The 25,411-nt window shown below is 62.7% G+C and carries 16 protein-coding genes and 1 pseudogene; 2 read left to right on the top strand and 15 right to left on the bottom strand.

Annotation, left to right across the window (positions count from 1 at the left end; all coding sequences use genetic code 11):
• Positions 1 to 129: 129 nt before the first annotated feature.
• From F561_RS0106880 to F561_RS0106855, 6 genes are all read right to left on the bottom strand, one after another.
• Positions 130 to 1,602 (bottom strand): NAD-dependent succinate-semialdehyde dehydrogenase, encoded by a 1,473-nt coding sequence (locus F561_RS0106880; RefSeq protein ID WP_019009214.1) that lies wholly within the window; start codon positions 1,600 to 1,602, stop codon positions 130 to 132.
• Positions 1,599 to 3,176, bottom strand: a complete 1,578-nt coding sequence (locus tag F561_RS24970; protein WP_019009213.1) for an amidohydrolase — start codon at positions 3,174 to 3,176, stop codon at positions 1,599 to 1,601. The genes F561_RS0106880 and F561_RS24970 overlap by 4 nt, the downstream gene beginning before the upstream one ends.
• A complete protein-coding gene (locus tag F561_RS0106870; RefSeq protein ID WP_019009212.1) occupies positions 3,173 to 3,886 on the bottom strand; it encodes a GNAT family N-acetyltransferase in 714 nt (237 codons plus the stop codon). The genes F561_RS24970 and F561_RS0106870 overlap by 4 nt, the downstream gene beginning before the upstream one ends.
• Positions 3,883 to 5,265: a 4-aminobutyrate--2-oxoglutarate transaminase gene (gene gabT / locus F561_RS0106865; RefSeq protein ID WP_019009211.1), complete on the bottom strand. Its 1,383-nt coding sequence runs from the start codon at positions 5,263 to 5,265 to the stop codon at positions 3,883 to 3,885. The genes F561_RS0106870 and gabT overlap by 4 nt, the downstream gene beginning before the upstream one ends.
• A gap of 184 nt (positions 5,266 to 5,449) precedes the next feature.
• Positions 5,450 to 6,805 (bottom strand): aspartate aminotransferase family protein, encoded by a 1,356-nt coding sequence (locus tag F561_RS0106860; protein WP_019009210.1) that lies wholly within the window; start codon positions 6,803 to 6,805, stop codon positions 5,450 to 5,452.
• Positions 6,806 to 6,927: 122 nt separating this feature from the next.
• Entirely contained in the window at positions 6,928 to 8,529 is a 1,602-nt protein-coding gene (locus tag F561_RS0106855; protein ID WP_019009209.1) for a PucR family transcriptional regulator, read from the bottom strand.
• Positions 8,530 to 8,752: 223 nt separating this feature from the next.
• Here F561_RS0106855 and F561_RS24965 point away from each other — a divergent pair, with 223 nt between their 5' ends.
• On the top strand, positions 8,753 to 10,186 hold the full coding sequence (locus tag F561_RS24965) for an APC family permease (protein WP_019009208.1): 1,434 nt from the start codon (positions 8,753 to 8,755) through the stop codon (positions 10,184 to 10,186).
• A 120-nt stretch (positions 10,187 to 10,306) separates the two neighbouring features.
• On the opposite strand, the gene F561_RS0106845 is transcribed toward F561_RS24965, so the two are convergent.
• The 8 genes from F561_RS0106845 to F561_RS0106810 form a co-directional block, all read right to left on the bottom strand.
• The gene (locus F561_RS0106845) at positions 10,307 to 11,266 is read right to left on the bottom strand and encodes a glycosyltransferase (protein WP_019009207.1); all 960 of its coding nucleotides are present in this window, start codon (positions 11,264 to 11,266) and stop codon (positions 10,307 to 10,309) included.
• Between the two features lie 86 nt (positions 11,267 to 11,352).
• Positions 11,353 to 12,858, bottom strand: a complete 1,506-nt coding sequence (locus F561_RS0106840) for a lipopolysaccharide biosynthesis protein (RefSeq protein WP_019009206.1) — start codon at positions 12,856 to 12,858, stop codon at positions 11,353 to 11,355.
• Positions 12,855 to 14,039, bottom strand: a complete 1,185-nt coding sequence (locus tag F561_RS0106835; RefSeq protein ID WP_019009205.1) for a glycosyltransferase — start codon at positions 14,037 to 14,039, stop codon at positions 12,855 to 12,857. The genes F561_RS0106840 and F561_RS0106835 overlap by 4 nt, the downstream gene beginning before the upstream one ends.
• Positions 14,040 to 14,118: 79 nt before the next feature.
• Positions 14,119 to 16,092, bottom strand: coding sequence for an NAD-dependent epimerase/dehydratase family protein (locus tag F561_RS30490; protein WP_019009204.1), 1,974 nt, complete (start codon positions 16,090 to 16,092; stop codon positions 14,119 to 14,121).
• The gene (locus F561_RS0106825; protein ID WP_051096847.1) at positions 16,089 to 17,525 is read right to left on the bottom strand and encodes a UDP-glucose dehydrogenase family protein; all 1,437 of its coding nucleotides are present in this window, start codon (positions 17,523 to 17,525) and stop codon (positions 16,089 to 16,091) included. Before F561_RS0106825 ends, F561_RS30490 begins: the two co-directional genes overlap by 4 nt.
• 275 nt (positions 17,526 to 17,800) lie before the next feature.
• On the bottom strand, positions 17,801 to 18,733 hold the full coding sequence (locus tag F561_RS0106820; RefSeq protein ID WP_019009202.1) for an NAD-dependent epimerase/dehydratase family protein: 933 nt from the start codon (positions 18,731 to 18,733) through the stop codon (positions 17,801 to 17,803).
• Positions 18,734 to 18,865: 132 nt separating this feature from the next.
• Positions 18,866 to 19,672 (bottom strand): WecB/TagA/CpsF family glycosyltransferase, encoded by an 807-nt coding sequence (locus F561_RS0106815; protein ID WP_019009201.1) that lies wholly within the window; start codon positions 19,670 to 19,672, stop codon positions 18,866 to 18,868.
• Positions 19,669 to 20,736, bottom strand: a complete 1,068-nt coding sequence (locus F561_RS0106810; protein ID WP_019009200.1) for an NAD-dependent epimerase/dehydratase family protein — start codon at positions 20,734 to 20,736, stop codon at positions 19,669 to 19,671. The genes F561_RS0106815 and F561_RS0106810 overlap by 4 nt, the downstream gene beginning before the upstream one ends.
• Positions 20,737 to 21,742: 1,006 nt before the next feature.
• On the opposite strand from F561_RS0106810, the gene F561_RS24955 reads away from it, so the two are divergent.
• Entirely contained in the window at positions 21,743 to 24,208 is a 2,466-nt protein-coding gene (locus tag F561_RS24955) for an AAA family ATPase (RefSeq protein WP_019009199.1), read from the top strand.
• Positions 24,209 to 24,299: 91 nt separating this feature from the next.
• On the opposite strand, the pseudogene F561_RS29470 reads toward F561_RS24955, so the two are convergent.
• Positions 24,300 to 25,411: pseudogene (locus F561_RS29470) on the bottom strand (NPCBM/NEW2 domain-containing protein); the annotation flags it as partial.

Here is a 25,411-nt window from a genome sequence, read left to right as displayed (position 1 = left end):
CTACCGTCAAATCCAAGTATCGCACGCTCTCATGATATTTGGATGCAGCGGCTCTCCTGCTCTGCCGCTGCATCCAGTTGTTGAGAGGCTCAAGACCCTACCAGACGTGCTCCAACTCAGACGAGCAACTCAGTCGATGCCCATGCTGATGAACTTGGTTTCCAGATATTCCTCTAGGCCCCAGTGCCCACCCTCGCGGCCCACACCGCTGTTTTTCATGCCGCCGAAGGGAACGTGCGGCGCGGCGGCACTCGGTACGCCGTCGTTGATGCCCACGATGCCGTATTCCAGCGCCTCGGCCACGCGCCATGCTCGGCCCAGATCGCGGGTGTAGGCATAGGCGGCCAGCCCGTATTCGCTGTCGTTGGCAAGGCGCAGGCCCTCCTCCTCGGTATCGAAAATGACGATGGGGGCCACCGGGCCAAAGGTCTCTTCCCGCAGGATCAGGCTGTCAGGGGCCACATTGGTCAGCACGGTGGGCTGGAAGAACAGACCGTGATCGATGGCGCCGCCCACCACAGCGGTTGCGCCGCGTTCCAGTGCGTCCTGTACCTGTGCCTGCACCTTGTCCAGTCCGGCCTGCTCGACGACAGGGCCGACGCTGGTGCTGTCCAGCAGGGGATCACCGAGGATCAGTTGGGCGGTCTTTTCACTGAGAATGCGGGTGAACTCTTCGGCCACCTCGCGCTGCACGTACACGCGGTTGGTGCTGATGCAGGTCTGGCCCGCGTTTCTGAACTTGCTGCCCACCACTTCCCGCGCCGCTTTATCGAGGTCGGCATCGGCAAACACGAGGAAAGGGGCGTGTCCGCCGAGTTCCAGCGAGACGCGCTTGATGGTCTTGGCGGCCTGCGTGTACAGCAGACGGCCCACGGCGGTGCTGCCCGTAAAGGTGACTTTGCGGACCCGCTCATCGGCCATAAAGGGCGCGGTGAAGGCGGCGGCATCGTTGGTGGGCAGAACCTGGAAGGTGTTGGCGGGGCCGCCCGCTTCCAGCCACAGTTCGGCCAGATACAGCGCCGTCATGGGGCTTTGTTCGGCAGGCTTGAGAATCATGACGCAGCCCGCCGCCAGCGCCGGAGCCGCCTTGCGCGTGATCATGCCCGCCGGAAAATTCCAGGGAGTCACGGCGTACACGATGCCCACGGGTTCGCTGGAGGTCAGGCCGCGCTTGCGGTCAAAGCGCATGCTGACGCGCTCGCCGCTGATGCGTCCGGCTTCCTCGGCACACCACTCGATAAAGCTGGCGGCGTAATGCACCTCGCCCCGCGTTTCGGTGATCGGCTTGCCCATTTCCAGCGTCATCAGGCGGGCCAGTTCTTCCTTGTGCACGAACATCAGGTCGTTCCAGCGGCGCAAAATCTTGCCGCGCTCGTAGGGATTGACCTTGCGCCACGTTTTCAGGGCCACTTCGGCGGCGTCTATGGCCCGCTTCGCGTCGTCGGCGGTGCAGTCGGCCACCGCGCCGATGCTTTCTAGCGTACCGGGATGAATCACGTCGAAGGTGTCGGGCGTGCTGCGCCATTCGCCGTCAAAATAGGCGCGGGTACGGGTGACGGGATCGTTCAGCAGAGCCGGGGTTGGATTGGTCTGGGTGGTCATGTTGTCTCACTTTCGGCCACTGGTGCGCCGGAAATAGAATGGTCGGCAAGAATTGCGCCGTGTACGGGAAGGTCGGACAGCAGGTGGACTTCAGTATGAAACGGATCGGCGTGTAGGCGCGTGAGGTCGGCCCGGAACCCCGGACGCAGGCTGCCGCGTTCGTGCGAGTCGCCGTGCGCCACCGCGCCGCCGTGGGTATACGCGCCCAGTGCCTGCGCCAATGTGACGTTCATTCCGGGCACGTACGCCTCACTGACCGCCGCCTGCACGCCCGCCAGGGGCCGCAGTTCGCGCACGACGGGGCCGTCGCTGGAAAAGGCCACATCCAGTTCCGCGCCGAACATGGCCCGCAGCGGAAAGACCTGCCCCGCCAGCTCGGGCGGAATATAGCGGTCATAGTTGGCGCGGAGTTCGTGCAGAAAAATCGGCTGTGGCACGGCGATCACACTCAGGGCGCGGGCCTGTTGCAGATGCTGGGCCGAGGGCAACCCGAAATGTTCGATGCGGTGACGCGGCCCGCCGGGATGCTCCGCGTTCAGGCGGGCATACACCGCCAGCAGTTGATCCAGCGCCCGGTCTCCAATCGCGTGTGCGCCGATGTGAAAGCCGCTGACATGGGCTTCGCAAGCCAGTTCGTACAGATCGGCGGAACCAAAGCGCAGCACACCGTGATTGGGCGGCGTGAGGCCAAGGTAAGGCACGCTGACCGCCGCCGTTGCCCCGCTGAGGCCGCCATCCAGGAAGAACTTGACGCTGTCGCAGCGCAGCCGATCTGAAAGGTATTTTTCGGGCAGGGGCAGGGTCTCGGAACCGCCGTCGGGCCTGCGGATATACAGCAGATTGACCCGGATGGGCAGCCTGCCCGCTGCGTCGAGTGCCCGGTAAGCGGCGTACAGGGGCGCGTCCACGGCAGGATCGGTCACGGCGGTCAGGCCCAGCGACTTCAGGTAGGTGAGGCCCGCCAGAATCCACGCCTCGAACTGGGCCTGCGTGGGGGTGGGCATCGCGCCGTAGACGAGGCCGTACGCCGTTTCGGTGAGGCGGCCCGCCGCGTAATCCAGCTCTCCGCCGGGGGGTGCGGGCGTGCCGGGGCCGATGCCCGCCGCCTCCAGCGCCCGCGTGCTGACGGCGTGAATGTGGGCACAGGTGCGGGTCAGCAGTACGGGCCGTCCGGGGGCGAGGGCGTCCAGCAGGGCGCGGTCTGGAATGAATCCCTGCCGCGCCTCGTTCCAGCCTCGCCCCCACAACCATTCGCCGGGAGGCAACTGCTGATGCCGCGCCCGCACCAGCGCCGCGAATTCTTCGGCAGACTGGGTTTCGCGCAGATCCAGCAGGGTGGTGCGGAGTTGCCCTACCTTCCAGACATGCACATGCGCGTCGGTGAGGCCGGGAAGCAGGGTATCTCCGCCCAGATCGTGGGTGAGGAAGTCGGCCCCGGCGGCGGCCCGCGCTTCCTCCACTGAACCAGCGGCCAGCACGCGCCCACCACGCACGGCGAGGGCGTCTACAGCCTGCCCATCGGCCTGCGGGTAGATGGGGCCGCCCGTATAGATGGTGGCAGCAGGCTGGCTCACAGGGCTTGATGACTCCGGTTGCGCCACACGATAAACACGCCGTGATTGCCGCACGATTCATCTTCCAGATAATCGGGAATGATGCCCCAGACGCCGTACCCGCGCTTGAGCTGCACGCTCAGCACCGGGTCGGCCCGCTCGTTGCGAATGACTTCCATCACGTACTGCTCTATAGACAGCGTGTCGCACACCGCGCCGTAACCTTTGGGCATCGCTCCGGCCACATGCCCGCGCAGGTTCAGGCGGCGGATCAGGTCATGACGTGCGCCGTACAGCAGCGTTGCCAGCCCCTGCCCGCGTGCGTCCGGGTGTACGCCGATGTCTGCGCCGTACAGCCAGTCTCCGTGCGGATCGTGGGTGGTAAACAGGTTGTCGCCGGTTTCTTCGAGGTACGAATGGGCATAGTGGGCAAAATCCACCCGCATCCGAAAATCGCTGCTGGAGGCCACCAAACGCCCATTTTGGGTGTCCAGCACCGCCAGTTGGCCTTCCGGGAAATGTGCCTGATGCGAGAGGAAATGCCGCTCGGTGGCCAGTTCTGATTCGCTGAGGTCGGGAAAGCAGGCCCGCTGCACGGCTTCGAGTGCCGGGGCGTCGGCGGCCTGCGCCTGCACCACCACGTAGCGGCCATCGTTGCGGGCGGCCAGGACGGGGCGGCCCTGATACTCAGTGGGGGTCGTCTGGGGCTGGGTCGTCTGGGGCTGGGTCATACGGGGGCGGCTAAAGCTGGAAGTTCGGCAGCGGCGGCGGGACGAGCTTTGGCATAAGCCTCACGCACGGCGTCTACCACGGCATTCAGGCCCTCGCGCAAGACCTCTTCGGGAATGTCCAGCGCGGGCAGAAAGCGCAGGCAGTTGGAATACAGGCCCGCCCGGATCAGCAAGACGCCGCGCTCCACGGCCAGCGGCACGGCGGCGGCCACCATGTCCATCCACGGCTCCTTGGTGTGCGGGTCTTTGACGAATTCCACGGCCATCATCGCGCCCACGCCGCGAATATCTCCGATGGGCAACTCTCCGCGCACCGCCTCCCAGACCTCGCGGGTCACGCGCTCGATCATCTGGGCCTGTTCCAGAAAGCCGGGTTCGGTCAGGATGTCCAGCACCGCCAGAGCCGCCGCACAGCTCACCGGACTGCCGCCGTAGGTGCTGCCCACGCCGCCCAGATGAGGCGCGTCCATGATCTCGGCGCGGCCCGTGACGGCGCTGATGGGCGTTCCGGCCCCCAGGCTCTTGGCACTGACCAGCAGATCGGGCACTACGCCCGCGTGTTCGATGGCGTACAGCCGCCCGGTGCGCCCGCTGCCGCTCTGGATTTCGTCAGCGATCATGACGGCCCCGGTGCGGTCACAGATTTCACGGATTTTGTGCAGAAACTTGGCAGGCGTGGGAATGAATCCGCCTTCGCCCATCACCGGTTCGATGACGATGCAGGCCAGCGCCGAGCCGTCAATGTGCGCCACCAGCGCGTTTTCGAGGTTCCAGCAACACCAATCGGTCCACTGCTCGCTGCTCAGGCCTTCGGGGGCGCGGTACGGGTTGGGGTAGGCGAGACGGTAGACCTCCGGGGCAAACGGCCCGAAGCCTTTCTTGAACAGGCCGTATTTGGAGGTCATCGCCATCGTAAGGTTGGTGCGCCCGTGGTACGCGCCCTCGAAGACGATCACGCCCGCCCGTCCGGTGTAAGCCCGCGCAATTTTCACGGCGTTTTCCACGGCTTCCGCGCCGCCGTTGGCGAGCAGGGTCTTCTTGGGGAAGTCGCCGGGGGTCAGGGCGTTCAGGCGTTCGGCCAGCGCGGGATAACCCTCGAAATTCGTGACCAGCGCACAGGGATGAATGGCCTCCTGCACCTGCGCCTGCACCGCCGCCACCACTCTGGGATGGTTGTGGCCTACCGCCATCATGCCGATGCCGCCCGCCAGATCGATGAAGGTATTGCCGTCTACATCGGTGACAAGCGAACCCCGCGCCGACTGCACGGCGACGGCGTTGGCCTGCCCCAGTCCCCGGCTGACCGCCGCTGCTCGCCGCTGCTGGAGGGCCACGCTGTTGGGGCCGGGAATTTCAGTCTTCAGTCGGATGTGGGTCATGGGGACTCCTTGTGTGTGGGTTGAGTGGGAAGGCGAACCCCCCCCCCGTTGCTGTGCAACGCCCCCCCTTAGACTTGCAAAGCTCCGCAGGAGAGGGGAGGACAAAAGATGTTGCGCTCCCCTTAAGGAAGGCTGGCGGCAAAGCCGACTGGGGGGTTTGCACGGAGCGTCAATCTCTGGCTTGTTACCGTCCCACCGCCTCCAGCACCGCCGCCCGCAAAATGACCAGCCCTTCTTCCAGTTCCTCAAAGGTGACGGTAATGGGCACCAGCACGCGAATGACGCTGCCGTACATGCCTGCCTTCAGCAGCAGCAGTCCACGGCGGCGGGCGGCTTCCACGATGCGGGTCGCCAGTTCGGGGGCGGGGGCGCGGGTCTGTGTCGCTTTGGTCTGGGTGCCTTGGGTCTGGCTGCCTTGCACAAATTCCATGGCGACCATCGGGCCGAGGCCGCGCACATCGCCAATTTCGGGCACTTCGGCCTGTAGAGCAAGGAAGGCTGCCGTGAGGCGCTGACCCACCTGCTGCGAGTGGGCCAGCAGGGCGGGATCATCAAATAAATCCATGACCGCCATGCCTGCCGCGCACGCCAGCGGATTGCCCGCGTAGGTGCCGCCCAGACCGCCGGGGGCCGGAGCGTCCATGATCTCGGCCTTGCCCGTGACGCCCGAGAGGGGCAGGCCGCCGCCGATGCTCTTGGCAAAGGTCAGCAGATCGGGTTGCACGCCGCTCTGCTCGATGGCCCAGAAACTGCCTGTGCGCCCCACGCCGCTCTGAATTTCATCGGCAATAAAGACGATGCCGTGCAGGTCGCAAATATCGCGCAGGGCCTGCAAGAAGGCGGTGGGGGCGGCCAAGAATCCGCCTTCGCCCAGCACGGGTTCCAGAATGATGGCCGCCACGCGGGAAGGGTCTACGGTGGTGCGGAACAGCTCTTGCAGACCCTCCAGCGCCGCCTCCACGCTGACGCCCCGGTACTCGTAGGGAAACGGGGCGTGGTACACGTCGGGGGCAAAGGGGCCGAAATTCTGCGCGTAGTACGCCTTTTTCCCGGTCAGGGTCATGCCCAGCAGGGTGCGCCCGTGAAACGAGTGGGTAAACGAGATCACGGCGGGCCGCCCGGTAAAGCTGCGGGCGATCTTGATGGCGTTTTCGGTGGCCTCGACTCCGGTGGTCAGAAAAAGAGTTTTAACGGGGGGAGTTTTGGTGGAAGTCGCCGCACCCGAAGCCGCGCCGGGAAAACGGGCATTCAGGCGCTGCGCCAGCCGCAGATAAGGCTCGTACATGGCGACCTGAAAACAGGTGTGGCTGAAGTGATCCAGTTGGGCACGCACGGCGGCCAGCACATGGGGATGGTTGTGGCCCACGTTCAGCACGCCGATACCGCCCACCCAGTCGTGGTACATCCGGCCTTCTATATCCCACAGCCTCACGCCCTCGGCCCGCGCCGCGACCACCGGGTGCGCGTTGCTCACTCCACGCGGGATTTCCGCTGCCCGCAGCGCCAACAGTTCATCCGTTCTGGACGGTGAAATAGTCATAGCAAAGCCCTCCCTTTGAACGGCCAGCGTAAGCCCTGCAGTCAGGGGGCGCATGGGGGGCAACCACCGAAAACAGGGGGTATTTGTTGTGGTAGTCCGACAACACCGCCCGACAACGTGTCCTAGAGTTGGCTGGGTTGCGGCGTTCCCAGTTCCAGCGCCCCCAGTTGTAATGCCAGCCACCACAGCGACCTGGTGGCCGGGTCTGCCAGCGGGCGGCCTGTCAGCGCCTCTATGCGGTCCATGCGGTAACGCAGCGTATTGCCGTGAATCTTGAGGCGGGCGGCAGCTTCGGCCTGGGCAAAACCCGTGTCGCACAGCGCCTGCACGGTGGCGATCAGGGCGGCTCCACCCCGCGCCCCACGCAAAGGTTCCAGCAGACCGCGCATCAGGTCGGCCTGAGCGTCGCGGTCGCCGCTGAGGGCGCGGGGGACCAGCACCTCGGCATAGGAACGCAGTTGGCCGGGTTGCGCGTAGGCTGCCAGCGCCAGCACCTCGGCCCGGCTCTGCGCCACGCCTGCCACGCCCAGCCGTTCCCGCCCGTACACCATGCCGGGAACCGTTTCAGAATTTCCGGCCTCCTGCCAACCCAGCCGCGCCCACACCCGCTCGGCGCTGAGGCTCTGGGGCAGCAGGAACCAGATGTGATCGAGGCTGACGCTGACCAGCGGCGCGGCTCCCAGCGAGATCAGCGCCCCACGCAGTCGTTTGGTGGCCTGTTCGCGTTGGGCAAAGCCTTCAGGCAAGAGGGGCAGCGCACCCGGCAGCACCAGCAGCGCCACCGTATAGCTGCCCAGAACGTCGAATCCCAGCCGCCGCGCCCGCTCATGCAGGCTGGAATCGGCAGTAAATCTTCCCTCCAGCAGCGTATCCACGAAGGCGTATCCCAGCCGCGCCTCCAGCACCTCCATATCCTGCTGGGCCAACATCAACAGGGCGGCAACAGTGGCCGCGTGCTCGGCAGCCCGGACCTCCAGATCATGTCCCGGCCCCGCCTGTGGCCCAGCGTCTGCGGCAGCGGCCTGGCCGGAGGAGGCCGCACCCGCCACCCAGACTCCACCCTCGCGCTGTCCACGCAGCACCACCGGAACCAATACGCCGCCTGCCAGCGGGCGCGGAGCCGTGCCGGGGCGAGCCAACGCGAGCCGCGCCAGCGCCGGATCGGGGGCTGGTGTCAGCCCTGTATGAGGAATCAGGGGAGAGCCGTTGCGGGCCAGCAGCAGCGCCACTCGCCCCAGTTGCTCCGACAATGTTCCGGCCACATCACTGAGCTGTCCGCCCAGTGCGGCGCGGGTCAGCGCCCGGTGAATAGATTCGCTGCGGGCCAGATGATCGGCCTGGGCGTGCAGAATAAACTCGTGGGTCTGCTGCACCACCTCCACGAACGGCACTTCCCAGGGCAGTTCCAGAGCCGGAATGCCGGATTCGGCCAGCGCCCCGGCCACCTCTGGCGGAAAGGCAGAAAAAAAGTGCGGCACGGCCAGCATTACCGCCGCTGGGCCGCGCCGCGCCAGATCCTGACCGAAAAGGGCCAGCGCCTCCGCCTCACGCGGCCACGACAGCCCGGTGGTGAGCAGCAACGTGCCGGGACGCACCCAGCTCTGGGCGTCGGGCACGTCTATGACGTGGGCCAGCCGCACCGTGCGGGTCAGGTCGGCTGCCGTTCCCCGGACAATCTCCGCATGGGCGCAGGCGGGCAGCGCCAGCACATCAGCAACTTGCACGGCATGGCTCCAGAGATGCAAGGCGCTTCACACCGCAGAGAATACTGGACGCCAGACATTGTGACCAACTGCCAATTTCTCCGTCTCAACTTGGTGGGTCTGTCACAGGCCAGCCGGATGATGACTTGATTAAGCTGAGGCTTCTTTACCACAGCTCATCTTTTCCACAGTTCATCAGCCGTTTGCCTATCGTTTTTTTCTTTTGTGTCCAAGCGAGGTTTCCATGACGGTCAAGCCCACCACTGCTGGAAGTTCTCCTGCCCCTGTCCCCGGACGGCCCAAACTGGGGCTGTGGGGCGTCATCATGGTCATCTACTTCACGGTGGCGGGCGGCGCATTCGGCATTGAGGGGGTGGTCGCCGGTTCTGCGCCGGGCATGGCGATTGCCCTGATCCTGATCACGCCGTTGATCTGGAGCATTCCCACCGCCCTGATGGTCACTGAACTCTCTACTGCCATGCCGGTGGAGGGCGGTTATTACGTCTGGGTCAACCGCGCTCTGGGCCGCTTCTGGGGCTTTACTCAGGGCTGGATCAGTTGGCTGTACGGCCTCGTTATCGCGGCCAGTTTTGCGGCCCTGTTTGCCGAATACACCAGCAGTTTTTTGCGCCTCGCCTTCGGCAGCACCATCATTGACGATTCGGCAGCGGTGCGCTGGATCGTCGCCGCCCTGCTGATCACCGGCTTCGGCTTTCTCAATATTCGGGGCGCAAAAGCTGTGGGAGACAGCAGCAAGGTGTTTGCCGTGATGGTGTTCGCGCCGTTCATCACGATGTTCGTGCTGGCAGGTGTGCGCTGGGCGGCCAATCCCGCGCCGTTCTGGTTGCCGGTCACGCCGCCCGATACGGGCATCATCGGGGCGTTTGGGCTGGGCCTGTTTGTGGTCATGTACAACTTTCTGGGCTGGGACAGCATCAGCACCATCCTGGGCGAGATCGAAAGACCGCTGAAGGTGGTGCCCAAGGCCATGCTGATCGCGGTGCCGCTGATCATCTTCGCCTACCTGTTGCCTGTCTTGGCGGGCCTGACCTCGGGTGTGGAGTACACCAAATGGGGCGACACGGCCTTTTTTCCTGAACTGGCAACCGCTATCGGTGGGCGCTGGCTGGGCATCTGGGTGGCCGTGGGCGGGATGTTCTGCGCGGCAGGGCTTTTCAACGCGATGGTGTTTTCCAACAGCCGCCTGCCCTTCGTGCTGGCCTCGGACGGTTACCTGCCTGCCGCGCTGGTGGCCCGCCATCCCCGCTTCGGCACGCCCATGATCTCCATCATCGCCTGCTGCGTCATCTACGCGCTGCTGGTGGTCGGCCCCTTCCAGACATTGGCCGTGACCACCGTGCTGCTGTACGGCGTCAGCCTGCTGCTGCAATTCACGTCGCTGGTCGTGCTGCGGGTGCGTGTGCCCGAGATGGTGCGCCCCTTCCGCATTCCGGGCGGCCTGCCGGGCGTGATCGGCATTTCTCTGCTGCCCGCGCTGATTATCGTGGTGGCTGTGGTGACCACGGCGCGGGACGAAGGCACCAGCTTTTTGCTGCTCGCCGCAGCGTTGCTGGTTTCTGCGCCGCTGGCCTTCCTGATTACCAGCGCCCTCTTCAAGCGTGGATCACCTGACCGCCTGACCCACGAACTGTCGGTGGCAGACAGGGCCGAACTCTAGAGCACGTCCAGAACAGGTTCAAACAGATCTATAACATGGAGCCACCGACAGAAGAGATGTTCGGTGGCTCCAGAGTCTGTTGGGTCACGAAGGACGCGCGTGCTGATGATCGACCGGCGGTCAATTCGTGCGGATAGCCCGAACATATGCCCGGCCCCGCACAGCGTCCAGCAAGGCCCGCGCTGCCAGCCCTGCCGAGCGGCGATTCAGTTCGCGGTGCTGGGCCAGCCGGATAAACGCGCCGCCCGTTTTGACCAGCAGCCGGATGGCATACCACGGGGAAGAGGTGCCGTACTGGCGGTAGACCAACAGTTGATTGCGCGTGTTGTAGTAGTGCTTGAGCGGGTTATAAGCGGTTCGGACGGGCGGGTAGGTGAGGCTGCCGTGGTGCCACACCCGGCTGGAAGGCACCAGGCGGGTGGTGATGCCCAGCTCGCGCAGTCGCAGGGCATATTCGCTGTCGTCGTACATGAAAAAGAAGTTGTTGACGGGAAGACCTGCCCGCCGCACTGCGTCCGTGCTGATCAGCACACTGACAAAGGTAAACAGGTCTACGGGCGTGCCCTGCTGGGTGTAGGCCTCTTTTGGCAGGTCGGTTTCGCTCAGGCGCACCTCATCGAAGCTGCGGCGCTGATGGAGATCGTAGCGCCCGTCGCGGGCCAACACGGCGCTGCACAGGGCCTCGCTCTGGGGCGTATAGGTCAGGAGTTCGGCCAGGGCCTCGGGTTCGGGCAGGCAGTCGTCGTCCATCAACCACACGTACTGGTAGTTGCCTTCAAGTGCTTGCTGTACGCCGTACGAGAACCCGTAGGCACCGCCCAAATTGCTTTCCAGGCGCACATGGGTAATGCGTGGGTCCTGCGGAATGACTTCGGCTGTGCCATCTGTCGAGGCGTTGTCTATGACGTAGATATGTTCCAGTGCTGCCGTCTGACCAAGCAGCAGGGTAAGGCAGCGGTGCAGCAGCGCCTTGCGGTTGTAGGTCACCACGATAGCAGCGGTGCCGCTGCTGATCGGGGTCGCCTGGGGCGCGGCCTGCACACCGACTTCTGGAGGAGATGGGGGGATCAAATTGGTCATGGCAATGTTCCTTCCTGCTCGGATGAGGGCAACTGGGTGAGAACTGTTCGGATGGAGGGACAAAGAGAAAGAAGATGCAGCGGCTCTCAGGTGCCTTCGGTGGGATGAATGGCCCGCCACCAACGTTCAGTGCGCGACAGGAATTGTCTGGAAAGGCGGCGGGCCTGTTGCTGCAGTTCGTTGGGTGGACCGAAGAGCAGCACTGCAAGCACGAGTGCACCCCCCACCAGGCCTTCTATGCCGAACAGGACGAATGCAGAGAGACCTGTCTGACGCAGCGGATAGACCACCACGAACAGGGCGGCGGCCACAGCCAGACCGCACGACAGCCCCACGCCGTAGGCACGGACAATGTGTTGACCGCCGCCGCCGATGATGTGGCGGGCCACGAACGCGTAGGCGAAGCTGCGCAGAGCGCCCGCCACCACCAGCACGCCCGCAAAACCGACGATGCCCCAGCCAAGACGGTAGGCCGTCCAGTATGCGGCGGCCAGCACCACCAGATACACCGACTGCACCGCAATTTTGGTGTTCAGGCGGGCAGAGGCCTCGGCCAGGACTGCCGACAGATTGCTGAGAACAGGAAAGGGAATAAAGAGCGCCAAAATCTGCACGATGGGTACCACACCGACAAACGAGTCTCCGAGCAGCACGAGCACGATTTCGTGGGCTGACACGAAGGCGCACGCGGCCAGACTGAACAGCAGCACCGACAGCGCCATCAGGCCCGACAGGTAGGCGGAGCGCAATTTGCCCTGATCGTGCTGCACCACGCTGAACGACGGCGCAAGGACGCGGGTCAGGCTGCGGGCCATACCCATCAACGGCGCGTAGATGGTGTTGTAACCCCGGTTATACAGGCCGAGGGTGGCGGTTCCGTAGAAGCGGCCGATCATCAGGGTGTCCAGATTGACACTGAGGAATTCCAGAAAACTGATCAGCGAGGCGCGGCCCCCGAAGGCGTAGAGCGCGCGGTAGGAGTCGCCCCGGAACGTGAAACGAAAGGGGTGACGACCGTAGAAATAAGACACCGACAGCTGAATGACGCCCTGCACGGCGGCGCTGATGATCAGGCTGTACGCGCCGAACCCCAGGTAAGCGGCCCCCAATCCGAAGACGCCCTGCCCGATCACGTAAGACCCGACCTCCGCAACCATGAGGGGCTTGAACCGCAGGGCGCGGCGCAGCAAACTCGTCGATACAGTCGCCAACGACGCAATAACGTACACGCAGGCGTAGGTACGCATGAACGGCGTGACATCCGGATTGTTGAAAAATTTGCCAGCTACAGGTGCCAGCAGCCAGGCCAATACGGTTGCCAGCAGGCCCAGCATGACCGACGATGTAAACCCGGCCCGGATGTCTTCTTCAGTCAGGTCGCTTTTCTGCACCAGGGCCTGCCCGATGCCGAAATCTGCAATGTACTGTCCGACCGCATACAGGCTCAGGCCGATGGCAAACAGGCCGAATTCTTCTTTGGTCAGCAGGCGGGCCAACACTGCCGCAAACAGGGGCGTCAGCAGCACGGTGGTCAGAAAGGAGAGTGAACTCCATTTGATGGCCCGCATGGTCTTGTCTTTCAGACCGCTCATGTGGAACCCACGTCGCCCGACCAGCGGCGCTGCTGTGCCTGTACGGATTCAGCAGACGACACCGACTCGTAAAGACCTTCAAGCTTGCGGACCAATACACGCGAGTCGAAGCGTGCCCGCACATCGTCCAGCGCGGCAGCCCGGAAACGTTGGCTCAGCGGGCGGTCCTCCAGAAGTTGCAGGATCGCGTGTGCCAGTGCAGCCTCATCGTGTTCCGGCACCACAAATCCGGTCTCGCCGTGCGTCACGGCCTCAGGGTTGCCCGCACTGGCCGTGGTCACGGTCGGCAGGCCCATCGCCATCGCCTCCAGAATCACGGTGGGCAGGCCCTCGGTATCGCCGTTGCGGGCTGTGACACTGGGCACACACAACACCTGAGCCTCCCGCATCCAACCCCGCACCTGCTCCGGCGTCTGACGGCCCACGAACAGAGCATTCAGCCCCAGTTGCGCGGCCAATTCTTCCAGAGGTTGCAACAGAGGCCCTTCGCCGATCAACACCAGGCGGGCCGCTGGAAGCCGCTGCTGAAGCGTATGCATGGCCCGTAGCAGCGAACTTCCGCCCTTTTTTTCCACATGACGGCCCACGAACAACACCAGCGGCTCCTCGGCAGGTTCCGCAGCGGGCACAAAGACGGACGTATCGATCCCGTTGTAGTGCGTCACAACCTTCTGGGCTGGGAAGCCCTTGGCAAGCAGTTGCCTGCGGATATGCTCGGATACGGCAATGAAGAGTGCGCCTTTGCGGATCAGTTCGGGGCGTCTGGACACCAACTGGCGGTCCCTCAACACGGGAGAGGCCCGCAGTTCGGCGTCGTGCATGGTGGCATCGAAGCCGTGAAACGTGACCACCAGCGGCAGTTTCAGGCGGCGGGCCAACGGAAGAGCCTGCGCTCCATCAGGGCCAAAGTGCGCGTGGAGCAGCTGGGGCCGAACAGCGCGGATCTGCCGGTCAAGCCGGGGGGCAAGGCCCGTCGCCTTGTACCACAGCTCGGACAGACGGCCACGAAGATCACCGCTACTCAAAATCAGTGTCCGGTCTGAGGGCGTAGAAATGCCCTCGACCCGGCGCGTGCCCACGTAATAGGGCGTGAAGCGGGTCAGCGCCTCTGCCTGATTCAGAATAAACGTCTCCGAATAGGCCAGAAGATTCTCGCGGTAGATCACCACATGGGGCGTCATTCACTTCGCCTGCCTTTGCAGTCTGTCAGCCGGAAACGGCGTACCTGATCGCTGGATGAATTGTGGAGGCAACCACGCATCAGACCTGTCCGGCATCCGTTTGACCTATGTCCGTTCGGCTCCTCTCCGTTCGGCGGGGAGGCCGCACCTGCGCCCAGCCTGTTTCGGCCAGGACATGAATACGCCGCCGCACCTGCTGCGGAAAGACCCACGTCGCCACGTAGCGGCCAACCTCGAAGGGCCGGGGCCGCCCCGACAATACGGCCCGCGAGGTTGACCAGAACGCCTTGGCGGTTCCGTCGTTGGCCGCGAACTGGGACACATGAAAGACGATGAAACCTACGTACGCCCGCTGGCTCAGCCGCCCATCCCGGTAGTGTGCTTCGGCCCACTTCAGAGACTCGCTCCACTTGGCCGACAAACTCATGTGAGGACGGGGTTCGTGAAAGTGATAGGTCGCCAGCAGTTCGGAAACGCCCTCGAAACCGACTCCGGGCAATCCGGCAACCCGCAACAACCAGTCCCAATCCTGATGGCGGCGCAGAGCAGGATCGAAGGGCACCTGCAAAAACAGTTCACGCCGGGCAAACAACACCGTACTCATCAGCGTGCGGTCACGCGACAACCAGGCATCCCGTGCCATGAGGTAATCCCCGATGGCCTCGCCTGCACGGGGAAAACGGGGCGGCTCTTCGTGGGTGCCCTGCGGGGTGGGCAGGAAATACCGGCAAACCACGATCGGCTGGGCATGGGCAGAAGCCCGCGCCGCTTCCAGCTGCCGTTCCAGTTTTTCGGGTGCCCACTCATCGTCATCGTCCAGCAGCGCGATCCATTCTGCCTGAGCCGCACGAATGCCAATGTTGCGGGCTTCGGCGGCTCCGATGTTGTCTGGCAGGGCCAGAACGCGCAGTCTGGAATCAGGTACCTCTGAGAGCGCCTGCACAGTGGCCGGATCAGGGCCGTCGATGACCACGATGACTTCTATGTTGTGCAGCGTCTGCGCGAGGGCCGTTCTGACTGCCCGCTGAAGCAGCAAATCCGGGCGGTTGCGGGTCGGAATGACCACGCTCACCAGAGGTGTGTGGGCGGCCTGCTCCGTTTTTATGCGGTCTTCCCGGAAGGCGGCAGTAGTAATGCTCAGCCCCTGGGCCAGGGCCACCTGGGGTGTCCAGCCGAGCAGTTCCTGTGCGCGGGAGATGTCAGGTTTACGCTGCTGGGGATCATCGCTCGGCGCAGCCTGATACACCACCGCCAGCTCCGGATCAATAATCTCCCGCACCACATCCGCCAGTTCCAGCATGGTGAATTCCGTCGGATTGCCCAGGTTCACCGGCTCGTGATAACTCACGCCCATCAACCGCACGATCCCTTCGACCAGATCGTCCACATACTGAAAGCTGCGCGTCTGCAACCCGTCGCCGTAGATCGTCAGTGCCTCGCCCCGCAACGCCTGATGCACGAAGTTGGTGATCACCCGCCCATCGTCGGCCCGCATGCGCGGGCCGTAGGTGTTGAAGATCCGGATGATCCGGGTGTCTACCCCCTTGGCCCGGTGATACGCCATGGTCATCGCCTCGGCGTAGCGTTTGGCCTCGTCGTAGCAGCTTCTCAAGCCGTTGGGATTGACATGCCCCCAGTAACTCTCCGGCTGGGGATGCACATGCGGATCACCGTACACCTCGCTGGTGCTGGCCAGAAAGAACTTCGCGCCGTGCTTGAGAGCCAACTCCAGACCGTGTTGGGTGCCCTGGGCACCCACCATCAGGGTTTCGACCGGGAATTCCTGGTAGTGGGGGGGGCTGGCTGGAGAAGCGAAATGCAGCACCCAGTCCAGGGTGTCCCCGGTGTAGGGGATGCCCTGGCTGACATCGGCCTGAATGAAGCGGAAGCGGGGATGCTGTAGAAACAACGCGGTGTTCTGGCGCTGACCGCTGATATAGTTGTCCACGCCGATGACGGTGTGGCCTTCGTTTAGGAAGCGCTCCACCAGATGCGAGCCTACGAACCCCGCACTCCCCGTGATCAGGATGGTCTGCGGCGCCGACTCGGTCATAGGGTCGCACCAGCCAGCACCTCGTTGTCGGGAACGTTGTGCAGGACTGTGCGTCCGATCTGCTCCACTGTGCTGTGCTGGGGCAACTGCTGAAGCACGTTGCGGGTATCGATGATCAGGCGGCGGCGCATGGTCCGCACGGCCTGATCCCAGTCCAGCGTGCGGTAGTCATCCCATTCAGTCATCAGGATCACGGCGTCGGCTCCGCGCAGGGCGGCCTCGGCAGTCTCGGCCTCATCGTAGGTCAGGTGTGCCCATTCGCGGCGGGCGTGCGGCATCGCCACCGGGTCATGCACCGTGACTTTGGCCCCCAGATCCATCAGGCGGGCAATGCAGTCGTGGGCGGGAGCGTCGCGCAGATCGTCGGTGTTGGGTTTGAAGGCCAGCCCCAGCACTGCCACACGCTTGCCCTGAAGGCGGTGCAGGTGGCGCTGCAACTTGCTGATCACCAGGTGGCGCTGACGCTGGTTGACTTCCACAGCCGCCCGCAAGATGGGCATGGTGTAGCCGTACTCACTGCCGGTATTGATCAGGGCCGCCGTGTCTTTGCCGAAGCAGCTGCCGCCCCAGCCCGCGCCCGCCGACAGGAAGCGGTGGCCGATGCGCTGATCACAGCCGATGCCGTGGGTCACCTGCTCGATGTCAGCGTCCACGCACTCGCACAGGCCCGCAATCTCGTTGGCGAAGCTGATCTTGAGGGCCAGAAACGCATTGGCCGCGTACTTGATCATCTCGGCGCTGCTCAGGCTGGTGGTCACCAGTTCGGGCAGGGTGTAGTTGGAGGGGCGGGGCATCCCTTCGGGCGGCGTAAACGTCTGCTCCAGCAGGGGCTGATACAGCTGGCGCAGGCGCTCGATGCCTTCGGGCGAGGAGCTGCCCAGCACGATGCGGTCAGGGTAGAGACTGTCGTGAAGCGCCGTGCCTTCGCGCAGGAATTCGGGATTGCTGACCACCACGTAGCGGCCTGCCGAATAGTCGAGGGCGTTCTCTTCGATGATCCGCGATACCCAGTCGCCCGTGCCCACCGGAACCGTGCTCTTGTTGACGACCACCTGCAATTTGCCGTTCAGGTTGCGGGCCACACTCTGGGCCGCCCCTTCCACATAGCGCAGATTGGGCTGACCACTGGGCAGCGGAGGCGTTCCCACGCAGATAAAAATAACGTCGGCGTCGGGAATGGCTGAGGCGTAGTCGTCTGTCCAGCGCAGGCGCTCCTGACTGGCCCTGAGCAGGTCTTCCAGGCCGGGTTCGTAGATGGGCAGTTCACCGCGCCGCAGCATCTCGATCTTCTTCTGGTCGATGTCGATGCCCACGACCTGATGGCCCAGAGAAGCCAGCATGACGGCGGTGCCCATCCCCACATACCCGGTTCCGACAACGGCGACTTTGAGGGATTCGGTCAATGATTTGGTTGGATGCTCGGTTGGCTGCATGGTGGGTTCTCCTTGAATGCTCATCTCTGAATGCCGGCGCTGAATGCTCTGTCCTGACGACCTGTGCCTGACCAGCTCTGCCTGAAGGGGTTGGTTCTGAGGGAGAGGGTCAATTCTGCTCTCTGGGTGGGCCGCGCCGACAGTGCAGCGGGAAGGCCGGAACCAACGCAGAAAACTTAACTTGGAAGGCGCTAACGAAAAATAAACCCAACGTTTTTCTTTATCGTGAGTTTACAAATGGAGGAAAGATAAAGGTAGAAGTAAAGCCAGTGGAGCTAGAAATGCGCCGGATACTGATGCTCTATGTGCCAGCGGGCGGTGTTGTAGACGCCTTCTAATAGACTCACGCCACTGCGCCATCCCAACCGTTCCAGAGGCAATTCGGGTGACACGGCGGCAGAAGCGGGCAGGCGCTGACTGAATTCGAAGGTGCCCCGGTACCCCGTGACCGAGGCCGCCAGATTCACGAGTTCGCTGATGGTGCAAGACTGCGTCAGGCCCACGCTGATCTGTCCGGGACGCTCCACCTGATCCATCATGAACATGGTGGCGGCGGTCAGGTCGTCCAGATGCAGGAGCGAGTAGCGCTCGTAGGGGTGCCCCAACACCTGAAAGACGGGCAGGTTGCTTTCGGTAGCCCGCTGCATCTCCTGAAGCAGGGTGGGTACCAGGGCGCCGCCGGGTTCCGAGCGCACGCCCGGCCCGTAGACGCTGCTGCTGACGGCGCTCACGAAGTTGCAGTTGTATTGGCGGCGGTAACTGTCACACAGTTCGGTGGTGGCCCGGCGGGTGACCGCGCAGGCGTGACGGGCCTCTTCGAGCCGGGCCGGAGACCATTGCTGACGTTGCAGCGGTAAGGCCGGGTCTTCAAGCAGGGCCGCGCTGCAATCGAGGCACAGCAGTTTGCCCACATCGTACAGGTAAGCGGCATCGACCATATTGGTCACGCTGAGCAGGTTGTCACGCAACCACTGCGGGGGCTGGAAGCTGTCAGCATCGAGGCTCTTGGCCTGTGCCGACATAAAAAACACGTAATCGGGAAGTTCGCGCTCAAAAAATTCCAGCACCGCTTCTTTTTCGCGTAAATCCAGCGCGTCGGCGATCACCAGATTGTCGTGACCCTGAGACAGCAGCCGGCTGACCAGCGCTTCCCTGAAGGCTCCCGACGGATAGGCCACAAAAATCTTGCTGTTGTCGGGCACATTCATAGGCGCGGCTCCGGCACGCCGGAAATGAGGACACAGAGCTGGGGCCGTCCGGTCTGGGTGTCAGCAGTGAGGTGTGGCGCACAGGTCGGTTGAACCCATCGTTGTTTCATTCTTGGCTCCTGGCCGCCACGTCTATCCGTAACGTTGAGGTTGCTCCTGCCCATTGGGCAAATTTACGGGAAAGGGCCGCACCCGGATGCCCTGCAAAAACAGATTCCACAGGAACAGGGGATTGAGCAGCACGTAGCGTTTCCAGAGTCGGCGCGGCTCCTGAATCAGCCGGAACAGCCATTCCAGCCCCGCATTCTGCATGCGCTTGGGAGCCTGCGGCAGCGTGCCTGCGTGAAAGTCGAAGGCCGCGCCCACGGCCAGAATCGGCAGACCGATCAGCGGCGCATTCTCGAAGGCCCAGACTTCCTGACGGGGACAGCCCAGGCCCACGAACACAGCGTTTGCACCCGATTCACGAATCCGGGCGGCGGTGGCCTGCTGCTCTTCGGGGGTGGTGCGGCGGAATTTGGAAGCTTCCATGCCCGCCACCCGCAACCCCGGAAACTTGACCTGAAGATTGCGGGCAAAGCGTTCCAGCACGGCGGGCTGGCTGCCGTACAGATAGACGCTCAGGTCGTCTTCGGCCAGAGCCTGGGCCACGCGCAGGGTCAGTTCGGGGCCGTAGACACGGTCAGGCAGTTGCTTGCCGTGCAAAAGACCGAGCGCCCAGCGCACCGGCTGACCGTCGGGCACCACCAGATTCAGCCCGTTGAGACGGCGGGCCTGCTCGGCATTGGTCATGCCCGTCATGACACCGTGAACCGCCAGTGCACTCACCGTAAAAGCCCGTTTGTCGCGTGCAGCCTCACGGATGGCCTTCACGGCGTAGTCGTAATCGACGGCGTGGATTTTCACGCCCAGTACCGAATGTGCGCCCAGATTGATCATGTCAGTGCCCACCGTTCCTGATTGACCGAGTACATTTCCTGCAAGATGCGCGGCACATCGTAGGTAATGCCCCAGCCGGGATAGTGCGCCTTGAACTTGGCAAGGTCGCTGATGTACCAGATATGGTCGCCGCTGCGGTTGTCTTCAGCGTAGGTGTGATTCAGTTCCCGGCCCGTAATTTCCTGGCACAGTGCGATGGCTTCCAGCATTGAGCAGTTGCTTTCGCGCCCGCCACCGATGTTGTAGACCTCGCCGGAACGCGGATTCTGGAAGAACTCGGCAAACGCGGCGATCAGGTCGGCAGAATGGATATTGTCGCGCACCTGTTTGCCCTGATAGCCGAAAATCGTGTAGGGCGTGCCGGTCATGGCGCACTTCATCAGGTAGGCCAGAAAGCCGTGCAGCTGCGTGCCGGAGTGGTTTGGCCCGGTCAGGCAACCGCCCCGGAACGACACGGTCTTCATGCCGAAGTAGCGCCCGTATTCCTGCACCAGCACGTCGGCGGCCACCTTGGAGGCCCCGAACAGCGAATGCTTGCTCTGGTCGATGCTCATATCCTCGGCAATGCCCGGCGAGTAGCGGTGCGTGGGATCAATTTCCCAGCGGGTCGCCAGTTCCTGAAGCGGCAAAAAGTTGGGCGTATCGCCGTAAACCTTGTTGGTGGAGGTAAAAATAAACGGCGCGTCGGGGCAGTTGGCACGGGCCGCTTCCAGCATATTCAGCGTGCCGTTGGCATTCACCGAGAAATCGACGAACGGATCGCGGGCCGCCCAGTCGTGCGAGGGCTGCGCCGCCGTATGAATGACGAGCTCTATGGACTTGCCGTATTTGGCAAACACGGCGTCCAGCGCCGAGGCGTCCCGGATATCTACATCTTCGTGGTGATAATTGCCCACCTGACGTTCCAGGCGGCTGCGGTTCCAGCGTGTGGACGCCTCCTCGCCAAAGAAATACTGACGCATATCGTTGTCGATGCCCACAACGTCGAGGCCCAACGCGGCAAAAAACCGCACCGCTTCGGAACCGATCAGCCCGGCAGACCCTGAGATCAACGCTACACCCATCGTTTTCTTCTCCTTCTTGCACGGCGGGCCATTCGCTGGCCGCCTCCAGCCCTTCGGCAGGACGGGGCAAGCATGAGGGGCGGGGCGTTAAGTCAGAGCTAATGCCAACAATCTGTGTTTTAACGCTGTACGGGTCTCTGTATGGATAACCGCAAGGCCAACCTGCTTTGACGGCCCCAGGATTTGGCTCAGCTTCCAGGCCACTGATCCATAAACAGCCTCTCGGCACGGCCAGAACTCCTTCCGAGGGTAGTTCTTTGCACTGCTGTCTAAGGTGTTCGCCCAGTTAAAGCTAAAGGCTGCTTTCCGTCCGTAAAAGCTGGAGTTAAAGGACAGAAGCGGGGCATAACTGGTCATTATTATCGAATAATTCACATTTTCCAACGGTCATATAAGTTGAAAGTGAGCATGCGTTCATCTGAATTGGGGTCAAAAGTCATGAGGCAATCACTAAGATTCATGTGGGACGAGTAAAATCTGAACCCATACTGCTGCACTATGTACAGCAGGTGAGGCCCAGACAAGCATCAGTCGTCTTTATGGGCCGATCAGAGATTTAGATTATCAATCGGTCACTCAGGAGCTTCACACCTCTCCTTACCCTTCTCAAATCCGCCCTCTCAAATCAGACCCAGTTGCTTTTGCACGGCTGTGCGTTATCCAACGAAGTCTGATAGACCCCCCAGTGCCGTGTCTGTTTAATAGCTCTCAGTTCTGTCTGGAGCAGGTCGGAATCAGGTGAGTTCTCCCAAGCGATGTCATCCGGTTCGGTTGTCGCCAAGAACTGCTTTCAGGTCCTCGCCCTGCACGCTTAATCCAGAGATCGACCTGAACCTGCCCAAGCGCTACCAAGCGTGTTTCCACTTGCAAACCCGTTCCGTTAAACCACCATAACGCCCGATTTGATGCAGGTCTCCCGGTCGTCGCGGTTTGTCCGTCATCAAGAGCGTGCTCCAATGAGACCCGGTAAAGAAAGCGGGATGTGGGGAGCAAGGAGGAAAGTTTCATGCTGATCGTCCATTTGTTGGGCCATGCCCACGTTACGCTGGCCCGGCGTACTGTACCCCTGTCGGCCAAAGCCGTGGCCCTCATTATTTACCTGTACATGGAAAAGCAGCCGCAGCACCGCGAACGGCTGGCGAACCTGCTCTGGAATACCCCGGAAGCCCGCAAAAATCTGCGGGTGGAGCTTGCCCGCATCCGCTCTGCCGGACTCAACGTCTTTCCGTCCAGTCACCAGTTGCTGCAACTGGAAAACGTCACCAGCGACTTTGAGATGTGGTGTGAAGGAGCCAACCGCTCTATGAACCAGAGCCAGTTGACCGATTGGCTGGCGATGATTCGTGGGCTGCCTTTTACTGGCCTGGAAGACCTGGGCAGCTCTACTTTTCAGAGTTGGGTGGATCAGCAGCGCTGGTTGATGACGCAGCAGATAGAGCAGCACCTCAGCCGGATGTACTGGCGCTATGCCCGCGAGAACCACACGTGGGCCACCCGCCTGATCGCCGAGCGTGCCGAATCTCTGGACCTGGAGCATCCGGGCGAAATGCAGGAGGCGGCCCCGGTGCTGGCCGTGGCTGCCGGATCATCCCTGGCAGCGTCGGCCAGTAAACTTCTGCCCGAACGCAGCCTGGCCGTCTTGCCCTCGCCGTTCGTGCCCGTCCACCTTTCTACCTCTGTTCTTCAGACCACTGTGCCCGAGCCGGTGCAGGTGCAGCCCACACGTTCCAAGATCGGAGCCGTGAATTTTGAGCGGCCCCACGAGGAACACGAACTGCGTCAGGCATTCCGGCGGGCCGAGGCACAGTCTCAGTTCGTGGTGCTGCACGGGCCTCCTGGCAGCGGCAAGAGCCATCTGGCCGAATCGGTGGCCCAGCAACTCGACTGGCAGGAGGTGCGGGTCTCCAGCCTGCGCTCCAGCCGCCTGATGCTCGCCAGCCTCGCGCAGGCCCTCCTGAAAGTGTGCGATTCCGAGAGCAGCGAGGTGCTGAACCGCCTGCTGATGCAGCCCGCCACCCTTGAAGAAGACGTGGTGAAGGTGGCCCACGTGCTGTTCAAGGTTCACCGCCCCGTGCTGCTGATTTTTGACCGACCACAGGACGCGCCCCCGGAACTGCTTCCCCTGTTCGAATTCCTGTTCAGTGCGTCGGGCGACGCGCAGCGCGTGTTCTTGCTGCTGAGCCGCGAACCCGCCGATCAGGTGCCGCTGGCGCGGGCCATGCGGCGGGCCATAGACCGCAGCAGCCGTCTGGAACTGGCGTTGCCGCCGCTGGCTACGCTCAGCGTGCAGCGCACGTTGGAAACCCAGTTTCCCTTCGAGCCTGTCGAACATCTTCAGGCGCTGGCCGCCCGTCTGGTGCAGCGCAGCGAGGGCAATCCGCTGCATCTGCTGAGCTTGATCGATCAGACTGCCGATCTGGAACAGACGGGTGGCCCGGCTTTTCCGCAGGCCCTGCGCGAAACCTTCAGCCACGAAGTTGACCGCTGGCCCGCTGCCATGCGCGAGGCAGTCGAACGCCTGAGCGTGATCTACGGTCAGTTTGATGCAGCCCTGGCGCGGGCAGTTCTGGGCGAGTCCAGCAGTGGCAGCACCGAATCTCTGTTGTACGAGGCCATCAAACACCATGTGTTGGTGGAGGCCGAACCCGAAGTGGCGCTGCACTGGCCCGGCTGCGTTCCCGAACGCGCCCGTATTCCTGCCGAGCCGCAGTATGTGTTCCGCAGTGAAGGCCTGCGCGTTACCCTCGCCAGCCAACTCCCCCAACTGCTCCGCCAGGACATTCGGCGGCGACTGATGACCGCCCTTTCCGAAGACCTGCCCGGTCTGGCCGCCTACTACGCCGCCCGCGCCAACCTGCCCGAAGACGCGGCCCTGCTGCGGGATATCTACACCCAGCGTCTTCCTGCCGACAGTCCTTTGCGGTACCTGCCGGGCCAACCCTCCAGACGCCTGCCCGTGCCCCTTGTGGACGTACCTGCCGAGGTCAACCATACGCTCCAGCCCTTGCCCGAGATTCCGCTGAGCCGTCAAGGATACCTGCTGTCGGGCAACCGGGGCGGCCTGACTGTACTGAGTTCCAGTCGGTACGGCCACCCGTCCACTCTGACGCTGCGTTTCGATCTGCCTGCGGGCCTGAGCCACCTGCATTCCAGCATCCGGCTGCTGTGGCGGCTGGACGTCTACGGCGGCGGCGAGGAACTGGGGCCAGCGCTGACGCCTTTTGCGCTGCGGCTGGGGGCGCAGGGTTCTCATGTGGCCCACGTGCTGGTGCCCTACGAACTGGACGCCTACCACGAAGAAGGCGTCGCTCACCGGGTCTATTCCAACGTGACCCTCGGCAGTTGGATGGAGCATGAATTGACGCTGGACGAACCCGCCGCACGAACACTGGAACTGAGCGTGAGGGCCGTGAATGTCTCGCTGACCATCAAGGCCATCCGCCTGAACGACCAGAATCTACTGAGCTACTGAGAAGGGCCAAACGACATGGAAGTGGCGCTGAGGGGACATTCCCCTTAGCACCACTTCTCGTTCGTCTGTTCGTCAATTTGTCTGGCCAGACTCAGGGGCCGACTTTGACGTTGTTGGCCGTCAGTTTGCCTAGCCAACCTTGATATTCCTGTTTTTCCATGTCGAGGGTAACGGTGCCGATGTTTTGGTTGCCTGCGCAAGTGGTGGCATTCAGGCCGCAGTGCGGGAACCACGTCGGGCTGTTGCTGGTCTTGCCGTCAGCAGCTACCCGCGTCCAGCCCACCACGTTGTTGTCCATGCGGTTGTTGGCAAACGTCGGGACTGCCAGCTTGCCTGCGCCGTTGGGATCCCAGACATATAACCCGACGTTTGCCGCTGGAATGCGCTCACCTGCAGGTGTGCGCCCGCTGGAGATGACGCGGTTGTTATATACTTGGTTATTGACGCCTCCTGCAATCCCGATCCCGTGATTGGTGGTGCCCACCACCTGATTGTCGTACACCCGGGCATAACCTGAATCTAATGGATCGGTGACTTTGCCGTCGCCCAACAAAATCCCCCCGCCCGCATAGAAAGTTTCGGTCAGCGGCGACACCCCATAGGCGCCCTGAATGTAGTTGTCATGAATCAGAAACGGACTGGCCGGCGTGCCACTACTGAGATAGAAATTCATGTTTTCTTCCGTGCGGCTTTTGCCGGGTTCGTTAATGATTTCATTCCAAGCAATTTCCACATTGGGTAAGCGTTTGACATTGTTGAACAGCACTGTTTGAACAATGGTGTATGCACCGGTGTACCCGCCAGCACCGTCACTCAAGCGTCCATCAGTATTCTTAAATCGGTTGCGCAAAATCTTGATGGTCTCTCCGGCACTTGTATTGCCCATGAAGGCACGTGCGTAGATGCCGGTGGTGCCTTCGAAATAGCTGTTTTCCACGCGCAGGTTCATGACTTCCTCGGCGTTGACGGCGCGTCCGGCGGCCTTGCCGGCGACGTTGGGGTTCAGGGCGTAGCCGCGGGTGTTGCGGACCGTCAGGCGGTTTTTGAAGCCGCTGATCAGGTTGCCGCGGCTGCGGATGTTGGCGTTCTCGATGATCACCGGTTCGCTGGTCTGGATCAGGACCGCGGATTTGTTCTGCGTGCTCTCCCAGTTGCCCGAGTACGTTCCACCCTTCGTAATCACAATCGGACCGCTGTACTGGA

This window comes from Deinococcus aquatilis DSM 23025 (assembly GCF_000378445.1).
Taxonomy (GTDB): Bacteria; Deinococcota; Deinococci; order Deinococcales; family Deinococcaceae; genus Deinococcus; species Deinococcus aquatilis.
The sequence above is the reverse complement of the archived record's forward strand: the minus strand, read 5'-3'. Positions and strand labels throughout refer to the sequence as shown.